This window comes from Aquidulcibacter sp. (assembly GCF_020253525.1).
In the GTDB taxonomy this organism is placed as follows: Bacteria; Pseudomonadota; Alphaproteobacteria; order Caulobacterales; family Aquidulcibacteraceae; genus Aquidulcibacter.
On sequence record NZ_JADCBK010000082.1, the window covers coordinates 1 to 8,724 of the forward strand.

The 8,724-nt window shown below is 55.7% G+C and carries 9 protein-coding genes; 6 read left to right on the forward strand and 3 right to left on the reverse strand.

The window, feature by feature from the left end; all coding sequences use genetic code 11:
• The coding region (locus IOB61_RS10515) for a prolyl oligopeptidase family serine peptidase (RefSeq protein WP_290816143.1) at nucleotides 1-1,028 on the forward strand (1,028 nt) is incomplete at its 5' end.
• 108 nt (nucleotides 1,029-1,136) lie between these two features.
• Here IOB61_RS10515 and IOB61_RS10520 read toward each other — a convergent pair.
• Nucleotides 1,137-2,393 carry a CaiB/BaiF CoA-transferase family protein gene (locus IOB61_RS10520; protein ID WP_290816146.1) on the reverse strand — a complete coding sequence of 419 codons (1,257 nt, stop codon included), beginning with the start codon at nucleotides 2,391-2,393 and terminating at the stop codon, nucleotides 1,137-1,139.
• An 89-nt stretch (nucleotides 2,394-2,482) separates the two neighbouring features.
• On the opposite strand from IOB61_RS10520, the gene IOB61_RS10525 reads away from it, so the two are divergent.
• Nucleotides 2,483-3,748: an MFS transporter gene (locus IOB61_RS10525; RefSeq protein ID WP_290816149.1), complete on the forward strand. Its 1,266-nt coding sequence runs from the start codon at nucleotides 2,483-2,485 to the stop codon at nucleotides 3,746-3,748.
• On the opposite strand, the gene IOB61_RS10530 is transcribed toward IOB61_RS10525, so the two are convergent.
• Nucleotides 3,745-4,371: a uracil-DNA glycosylase gene (locus tag IOB61_RS10530; RefSeq protein ID WP_290816152.1), complete on the reverse strand. Its 627-nt coding sequence runs from the start codon at nucleotides 4,369-4,371 to the stop codon at nucleotides 3,745-3,747. The genes IOB61_RS10525 and IOB61_RS10530 overlap by 4 nt on opposite strands.
• A gap of 21 nt (nucleotides 4,372-4,392) precedes the next feature.
• Nucleotides 4,393-5,055 (reverse strand): NYN domain-containing protein, encoded by a 663-nt coding sequence (locus IOB61_RS10535; RefSeq protein ID WP_290816155.1) that lies wholly within the window; start codon nucleotides 5,053-5,055, stop codon nucleotides 4,393-4,395.
• A gap of 37 nt (nucleotides 5,056-5,092) precedes the next feature.
• Here IOB61_RS10535 and folK point away from each other — a divergent pair, with 37 nt between their 5' ends.
• From folK to IOB61_RS10555, 4 genes are all read left to right on the forward strand, one after another.
• On the forward strand, nucleotides 5,093-5,623 hold the full coding sequence (gene folK / locus IOB61_RS10540; protein WP_290816164.1) for a 2-amino-4-hydroxy-6-hydroxymethyldihydropteridine diphosphokinase: 531 nt from the start codon (nucleotides 5,093-5,095) through the stop codon (nucleotides 5,621-5,623).
• A 119-nt stretch (nucleotides 5,624-5,742) separates the two neighbouring features.
• Nucleotides 5,743-6,096: a DNA-directed RNA polymerase subunit omega gene (gene rpoZ / locus IOB61_RS10545; RefSeq protein ID WP_085340083.1), complete on the forward strand. Its 354-nt coding sequence runs from the start codon at nucleotides 5,743-5,745 to the stop codon at nucleotides 6,094-6,096.
• Between the two features lie 15 nt (nucleotides 6,097-6,111).
• The gene (locus tag IOB61_RS10550) at nucleotides 6,112-8,352 is read left to right on the forward strand and encodes a bifunctional (p)ppGpp synthetase/guanosine-3',5'-bis(diphosphate) 3'-pyrophosphohydrolase (RefSeq protein WP_290816158.1); all 2,241 of its coding nucleotides are present in this window, start codon (nucleotides 6,112-6,114) and stop codon (nucleotides 8,350-8,352) included.
• Nucleotides 8,353-8,374: 22 nt separating this feature from the next.
• Nucleotides 8,375-8,724 (forward strand): SDR family NAD(P)-dependent oxidoreductase (locus tag IOB61_RS10555; RefSeq protein WP_290816161.1); only part of this gene is annotated, 350 nt, incomplete at its 3' end.

The following is an 8,724-nucleotide window of genomic DNA, read 5'->3' on the forward strand; positions in this document are numbered from 1 at the left end:
AAGATGTTGGCATCAGTCGCGTCGGCTTTGCAGCCTTGGACGGGCAGGTGAGTGTCGCAACCCCTGAAGTCGGCAACACGCGCCTTTTGTTGCCGTCGTCCGGTGGCAGCTACACAACCGATGGCACAAAGACCCTCTATCCCAGTGTTGAGGCCGACCGCCCCGCCGCGCTTGCCCTCTGGTCGCAAGGCAAAGAGACAATTCTATGGGATATGAATGCCGCGTGGCGGGCCGGTAAAGCGATTGGAAAGCTGGAGGAAATCTGGACCCCGTCTTCGGCCGATGGTCGCAAAGTTCATGGCTGGATCCTGTATCCGCCCAATTTTGACCCCACTAAGAAATATCCACTCGCCTTGGATATTCATGGCGGCCCTCATACCGATTACGGCCCCTTATTCTCGATCACCCATCAGCTTTATGCGGCGGCGGGCTATGTGACTTTGTTCACCAATCCGCGCGGCTCAATTGGCTATGGCGAAGAGTTCGCGAACCTGATCAATCTTTGCTATCCCTGCCAAGACCATGATGATCTGATGAGCAGCGTCGATGCCGTGGTTGCGCGCGGATTTATCGACACCAATCGCCTTTATATTGGAGGCGGCTCTGGCGGTGGTGTCCTGTCCTCTTGGGCCATTGGCAAGACCAACCGCTTTGCAGCAGCCTCGGTCAAGCGGCCGGTAATCAATTGGGCAACGGAAGTCTTGACCAGCGACATCGGAGCGGTGATGGGCAGCTATTGGTTTGACAAAATGCCTTGGGAACAGCCTGAGAAATATTGGGCCCGCTCGCCCTTATCCTTGGTTGGTAACGTCCGGACGCCAACCCTGATCATCACGGGGGAAAGCGATTATCGCACGCCGATGAGTGAGAGCGAGCAATATTTCCAAGCCCTTCAATTACAAGGCGTGGAAAGCGCCTTGGTTCGCCTGCCAGACGCTGGCCACGGCTTTGGCCGCCCAAGCCAATGGCTGGCAGCAATTTTGAGCACGATTGGCTGGTATGACAGCCATAAAAAGAAGGCCGAGTAGGCGGGCGTTTCCCCCACGTTGCCATCCCCGCTGCAGCAAAGCGGAGAGCGGGGACCGTGTGGGACTTTGCGGCACAAGGTTTGGGAGGCAGTAAGTAACCCCCCAGCCCTAAATGATCCCCTTCGCGCGCAGGCCTTCAATCTGGGCGTCACTCAACCCCAAGAGACTTTTGAGTTCGGCTTCGCTGTCAGCCCCAAGGGCGGGTGGTGCGCGACGGGCGCGTGGGGGCGTGACGCTCATTTTGATCGGATTGGCGACCGTGGGGATCGGGGTACCATCTGGGCGCGTCAGGTCTTGCTGCATTTGTCGGGCAATGACCTGAGGGTCTTGGAAGACGTGATCAATCGTGTTGATTGGCCCGCAGGGCACACCGGCCTGTTCCAATAGGACTATCCAGCCAGAGGTGGTCCTGCCGGCCATGATGGGCAAGAGGCTCGCAATCAGGCTGTCGCGATTGGCGACGCGTTGGGCATTGGTTTGATAGCGCGGGTCGCGGGCCAAATCGGGCTGGCCTGCTGCCGCACAAAATTGTTGCCACTGGCCATCATTGCCAACTGCCAGCACGATGTGGCCATCGGCACTGGGGAAGACCTGATAGGGGGCAATATTGGGATGGGCATTGCCCAGACGTTTAGGTGCTTGGCCTGACACAAGATAATTGGCCGCTTGATTGGCCAATACAGCCGTCTGACAATCAAGCAAAGCCATATCAATATGCTGGCCTTGGCCTGTAGCCTCGGCATGGCGCAGGGCTGCTAGAATGGCGATGGTGGCATAAAGCCCTGTAAACAGGTCTGCGACGGCTACGCCCACTTTCAAAGGTTCAGCGCCCGGCGTACCGTCGGCTTGGCCCGTCACACTCATCAGGCCACCTGCGGCTTGGACCAAATAATCATAGCCTGCACGCGGTGCATAAGGGCCCGTCTGACCAAAGCCTGTGATCGAACAATAGACGAGTTTTGGGTTGAGTTTGGCGACGCTGTCGTAATCCAAGCCATATTTGGCCAAGCCACCAGTTTTGAAATTCTCAACCAAAACATCATGATGCGGGATCAGGGCGCGCAAAATCTCGCTGCCCTCTGGCGTGGTGAAGTCAAGGGTGAGGGAGGCCTTATTGCGATTGGCGCAGGTATAATAGGCTGCATCGCTTTGGCCGCCATGCGCATCGGTTAGAAATGGTGGGCCCCAGCTGCGCGTATCATCGCCGACGCCGGGCTTTTCGATCTTCAAAATCTCGGCCCCCAAGTCGCCCAACGTCTGCGTTGCCCAAGGCCCGGCCAAAACGCGGGATAGATCCAGCACCCGAACCCCTGCTAAAGCAGATGGCGAAGCGGATGGGGCAGGGGCTTGCTGTGTTTTAGGCATGGGTCGCGTTCTTTTCATTTGCTTCTTTGAAAAGATATATCATTGTCTGGCTTGCGGATACTAGTGCAGCCTAGGGGGAGTCGCGCTACATGACAGAGAGTGGTCAACAAGATCAAGCTAAGCCAGCCAAGTCAGTCAATGAGTTCGCGGTCGGGTGGCCGATCCTGTTGGCCTCCATTGTTGGCGTCTATGCCTCTTTGGCGACTTTGCCCTTTTATGCGGTGCAGAATCTGTTTGGCCCCCTGAAGGAGGCCTTTGGGTGGAGCCGGACAGATGTGTCTATGGCTGTAACCTTGATGGGCGTGGGCAATCTCTTGTCGTCCTATCTGGCCGGGGCCGTGACAGACCGATTTGGGTCGCGCCCGGTTGCCTTGGTCTCGGGGCTTTTGCTGGCGCTATGCTTATTCCTTTTGACCCTGAATGACGGCAATCTGCAGCAATTCTGGCTGACCTATTTTATCATGACCATTGTGGCGGCGGGGACTTTGCCTTTGACTTATACCCGCACCATCAATCAGTGGTTTGATAAGTCGCGCGGGCTTGCGCTGGGGCTGACGCTGTTGGGCACATCCTTTGGCGCGATTACCCTGCCCATTTTCTATAAAATGGGCATTGACGCCTTTGGCTGGAAAGGCGTGTTTTATGTGGCACTCGGCATCGTGCTGGTGTTGTGGCTGCCCATCTTCCTCACACTCTTTAAAGACCGCAGCGCCACCCATCAGGCACAAGCCGCCTTGACCGCGACGGGTATGACGCTTGGGCAAGCGGCCCGAACCGCCACTTTTTGGAAAATGGGCATCGCCTTTTTCTTTGTGACCTTCGCGATGAGCGGGATCGCGGTCCATATCGTCGCCATGATGAAGGACAATGGTCTGTCCGCGGCACAGGCAGCCAGCATTGCCAGTCTGATCGGCGTTTCCATTCTGATCGCGCGTTTGGTGGTGGGCTATTTGATCGACAAATTCCATGCGCCCCCGATTGCAGCGGCCTGTTTTGCGATCCCGGCTATTGGCTGTTACCTCTTGATGGGGGGTGGCCATGGTCCCGCCGTAGTTGCGGTTATTCTGGTTGGGGTTGCTTTGGGGGCAGAGCTTGATCTGATCGCCTTCTTTACCAGCCGCTATTTCGGCATGAAGAATTACGGCAAGATTTATGGCTGGCAATATGTCTTCTATACGCTGGGCGCTGGGATCAGCCCGCTGGCGTTCGGGATCGTGTATGATCGATTGGGCTCTTACGATCTGGTCTTAATTGTATCGTCTGTTGGACTGGTTTTGGCTGGCTTTTTAATGTTGAGCTTGCCAAAATATCAGCGGACCGAAGCCCAAGAGGCCAAAGAAGCCAAAGAAGCCTAGCCCTTGTCTGCCAAAGCCTTGGCGAATACGGCCTCAAACATCTCTGTCGTAAGCCGGCCTGTATTGGTGTTGTAGCGGCTACAATGATAGCTGTCATACACGGCCTTATCACCAATCTGATGCACCGCGCCATGAGCAAAGGGATAGGCAGAAGGCTTGCCGCCCAAGGCCCGCACGGTTGCATCATGGCTGATCTTGCCGAGGCAAATGAGGCTGGTGAGTTTGGGCAGGGCGGCAATATGGGCCTTTAAGAAGGGCGCACATTGGGCAATCTCTGACGGCTCTGGCTTATTGGCAGGGGGCGCACATTGCACCGCATTGGTGATCATCACACCACTTAGCGTCAGCCCATCGTCGGCATGGGCGGCATAGGTGCCGCGCGACAGGCTAAAGCGGGCAAGGGTCTGATAGAGCAGGTCGCCTGCCCAATCGCCGGTAAAGGGCCGACCTGTCCGATTGGCCCCCGTCCGGCCAGGGGCGAGGCCCACAATCAACAGCCACGCATGCTTGTCCCCAAAAGCCGGGGCTGGGCCATTATACCAATCGGGGTTTTCGAGGCGATTGGCCGCCCGATACGCGACCAATCGTGGGCAGAGCGGGCAGTCGCGCGTGGGTTGTTGCACAGCCGATCTGCCCGCAGCCAATTAGGCTTCTGTCTCGCCTTCGAACTCGTCATCCATGCCTTCGAGTTCATCATCAAAATCATCAATGAACTCATCGCCCTCAACAGGACGGGCAGGGCGCAAATTGCCACGCGCATTCTCAAAACCATCTGGACGCGGTGGACGGCCGATCAAAGCCGAAAGATCGGCCAGATCAATGAAGGTATCGGCTTGGCGACGAAGCTCGTCGGCGATCATGGGGGGCTGGGTCTTGATGGAGGAAACCACCGAAACGCGAGGACCGCGGCGCTGTACTGCTTCGATCAAGACGCGGAAGTCACCGTCGCCCGAGAACAACACAATATGATCGACATGGGGCGCAAGCTCCATCATGTCGACTGCGATCTCAATATCCATGTCACCCTTGACGCGACGACGGCCAAGCGTGTCGGTAAATTCTTTCGCGGGCTTGGTGATGACGTTGAAGCCATTATAGTCCAGCCAGTCAGCCAAGGGGCGCACAGGGCTATATTCAACATCTTCCAGAATGGCGGTGTAGTAGCTGGCGCGAACGAGACGACCGCGCTTCTTGAACTCTTCAAGAAGCTTGCGATAATCTACGTCAAAACCCAAGGTGCGCGCTGCTGCGTAGAAATTTGCACCATCGATAAACAGAGCGATTCGCTCATTGGGATAAAAAGTCATAGTGACGCGGCCTTCCTCTGAACAATTCCATCCAAAAATGCCTGTAGAGCCTTCCGGAATTTATGTTGGCCTAGGGTCAAATCTAGGCCTAGATGCTAAAATACCCCGGGATATCCTCCACGAGGCTTTAGTTTTGTTATCACAAACGGGCGACAGTGTCACCCATTTGTCGTCTTTCTGGTCGACCAAAGCCTGGCCGCCCAATCTCAGTAAACCCGACTATGTCAATGCGGTTTGCCGAGTAGAGCCGCAGGATCAGGACCCCTTGGCTCTTTTGCAACGCTGCCAGGAGATTGAAGCCCGGATGAACCGGGTCCGTTCGCCAGACGATCGTTGGGCTAATAGAACTTTGGACCTAGATATAATCGATTACAATGGCATTGTCAGTGCCGATTGCAGCGTTATAACACTACCCCATCCCCGTCTAGCAGAACGTGATTTTGTTTTGTTGCCCTTGCTGGAAATCGCGCCAAATTGGCGCCACCCGGTTACGGGCATCGCCGGGACCGATCTGCTGGCGACTTTGCAGGAGTCAGAAAATCTCAACAATTGCGTGCGACTGGATTGAGCGAAGGGGGAGGGCTTGTTCCTGCAAGAAAGCTATTTCGGCTTTATCTGCGTGCAATGGTTGAGAAACACCACGACTTCCCGTAAAGAGACTACTCACTTTCCGACAGGATTAGATATATGGCCCGCGTGACGGTAGAGGACTGCGTTGAACGCGTCCCAAATAGATTCTCTCTGGTGTTGTTTGCAGCGCATCGCGCCCGCCAAATTTCCGGTGGTGCAGCCCTGACGCTTGACCGGGATCGCGATAAAGATCCTGTCGTTGCTTTGCGCGAAATTGCCGATGCAACGGTTGAGACCGAAGAATTGCGCGATGGTTTGGTTGCATCGCTGCGCGAAGTTCGCCCACATGCCGTTCGGGAAGAAGAAGAGAGCGATCTCTTGGCTCTGGAAGCCCCTGTTCTGGCAACTGAAGACGATGTGCTGCGTGCGTTGCAGCAAGAGCAAGAAGCCGTTCGCGAAGACCCTTATTGATCATAAGGGTTCCCGATGGACGATGGCAGTGCCACTGATACATTAGAAGAATCTGGGGAATTGCCATTCCCGGCGCAAATCGTGCGGCCTCCTAGTCGGGGCCGCATTTTGCGTCAATATGAGCTGATAGATCGCATTCGCGACTATGACCCCCATGTCAATGAAGATGCGATCAATCGTGCCTATGTGTTTGCCATGCAGCGTCATGGCAGCCAGTTGCGCGCGTCGGGCGACCCCTATTTCGCCCATCCGATCGAGGTCGCGGGCATTCTGACCGAACTTCGCCTTGATGCCGCCTCCATCATCACGGGGCTGTTGCACGATACGGTAGAAGATACGACAGCCACCACGGCCGAGATTAGCAAATTGTTTGGCGAAGAAGTCGCGCAATTGGTGGATGGGGTTACAAAACTCTCTCAGCTGGAGCTGAATTCGAACCGCACCAAGCAGGCCGAAAACTTGCAGAAATTCATCCTGGCTTTGTCCAAGGATGTGCGGGTTTTATTGGTGAAACTTGCAGATCGTTTGCACAATATGCGCACGCTGCATTTCATCAAAAAGCGCGAGAAGCGCGAACGGATTGCGCGGGAGACGGCAGATATTTATGCCCCCCTAGCCCGGCGTATGGGGATTCAGCGCTTTTCAGGCGAGTTGGAGGAATTGGCTTTCCAGCACCTCCATCCTGAAGCCTGTAAGACAATCAATGAGCAATTGGCCAATCTGCGGGCAGAGCGTTCGGGGGCCGTAGCCGCAGTGACCCAGAAAATCAGCGCAGCCTTAGAAGCAGCTGGCATTGAGGCCCGCGTGATGGGCCGCGAAAAGCGCGCTTATTCGGTGTGGAAGAAGCTTGAACGCAAGTCGATCTCCTTTTCCGATGTATCAGACCTCTATGGCTTCCGGGTGGTCGTGAATGATACCGCCCAATGCTATGCGGCCCTTGGCGTGATCCATGAGGCTTGGTCATGTGTTCCAGGGCGGTTTAAGGACTTTATCTCGGTCCCTAAGCCCAATGGCTATCGCTCCATCCATACTGGGGTCGTTGGCCCCAGTGCGACCTCGGTCGATATTCAAATCCGCTCAGAAGAAATGGACCGGATCGCTGAAGATGGCGTTGCAGCGCACTGGCGCTATAAGAATAGCACCTATGGCTATCACCCGATTGACGACAAGCAATCCGACCCTCTGGCACCTTTACGCAATTTGGTGGAAATCCTCGAACATGGCGGCGACCCAGAAGAGTTTCTGGAAAATGCCAAGCTGGAAATGTTTCAGGATCAGGTGTTTGCCTTTACGCCAAAAGGCGATCTGATTGTTCTGCCGTATGGCGCGACCCCGTTAGACTTCGCTTATGCCGTTCATACCCGCATCGGCGACACCACAGTGGGCGCGCGCATCAATGGGGAAGAGCGGCCCTTGCGGACGGCATTGTCCAACGGCGATGTGGTAGAAATTTTGCGCTCGGATATTCGCAAACCTGTTGCCGATTGGGAATCGGTGGCGGTTACGGGCAAAGCACGCTCAGCCATTCGTCGTTTGGTGCGTGAGAGTGAGCGCGAGGAATTTGCGACTTTGGGTCGCCGTCTTGCCGGCCATGCGCTGCGCCGGGTTGGTCTCAATCCGGAAGAGGTCAATCTGGAAGATGCACGTCAGCGGCTGAATTATGACACGATGGATGAGCTCTATGCCGCCATTGGGCGCGGGCGCTTGACGGGGGCAAGTCTCGCTGAAGCGGCTGTGCCGGGCTTTGTACGCAAAAGCGCTTTGGGCGAACCAAGGCTGATGATTGATAATGACCATGCCAGCGATTTTGTGCGTGGATCAGATTTGATGCCCGGTGTGGCGCTCCATTTCATGCCCTGCTGTTCGCCTTTGCCGGGCGACCGGATTGTGGGCGTGCATGTGCCAGATCGTGGCGTGGAAGTGCATACGATTGATTGTGATCATCTGGCCGAGCATGACGCCAATGAAGACCAATGGATTGATCTGGCTTGGACTGATGAAGCCAAGCGCAATGGCTTGGCTCTGGGTCGCCTTGTGATGAGCTGTGAGAATACCAAAGGTGTGTTTGCCCAAGTTGGGAAAATCATTTCTGAGTGCGACGGCAATATCACCAATGTGCGGGCGCAAAACCGCCGCGAAGACTTTATTGATTTGCTGGTTGATGTTGAAGTTGCAGACTCAAAGCATTTGAACGTGATTGCTGCATCGTTGCGGGCGCTGCCCGTAGTGGTTGATGTGAAGCGGTTGCGGGGCTGAGCGGACGGCAAGGGGCAGACTAATGGCAACCTATCTGGTGACTGGGGTAAACCGCGGCATTGGCCGTGCGTTGGTTGAAGGCTTGCTGGCGCGCGGCCATAAAGTCATTGGCACGACCCGCGATGGACAGGCCCCCTTCCACACTCCCAATTTCCACCTTGTGGCTTGCGACATCACCGATACAGAGTCTGTGCGAAAGGCGGCAGAGGCGATTTCTGAGCCGATTGATGTTCTCATTCAAAATGCAGGCGTGTTTGGACCCCGACCACAGGAATTGGCCGATCTTGCGCCTGACGATTTCCTTCATGTCCTCAACGCCAATGTTGTTGGGCCGTGGCGCGTTTTGCAGGCTTTCTTGCCGCATCTAAGGCG

Bases quoted from the DNA above. Each gene is read 5' to 3' on its own strand.
- IOB61_RS10520 (WP_290816146.1), bottom strand. From the start codon at position 2,393: ATGCCTAAAACACAGCAAGCCCCTGCCCCATCCGCTTCGCCATCTGCT.
- IOB61_RS10525 (WP_290816149.1), top strand. From the start codon at position 2,483: ATGACAGAGAGTGGTCAACAAGATCAAGCTAAGCCAGCCAAGTCAGTC.
- IOB61_RS10535 (WP_290816155.1), bottom strand. From the start codon at position 5,055: ATGACTTTTTATCCCAATGAGCGAATCGCTCTGTTTATCGATGGTGCA.
- folK (WP_290816164.1), top strand. From the start codon at position 5,093: ATGCCTGTAGAGCCTTCCGGAATTTATGTTGGCCTAGGGTCAAATCTA.
- rpoZ (WP_085340083.1), top strand. From the start codon at position 5,743: ATGGCCCGCGTGACGGTAGAGGACTGCGTTGAACGCGTCCCAAATAGA.
- IOB61_RS10550 (WP_290816158.1), top strand. From the start codon at position 6,112: ATGGACGATGGCAGTGCCACTGATACATTAGAAGAATCTGGGGAATTG.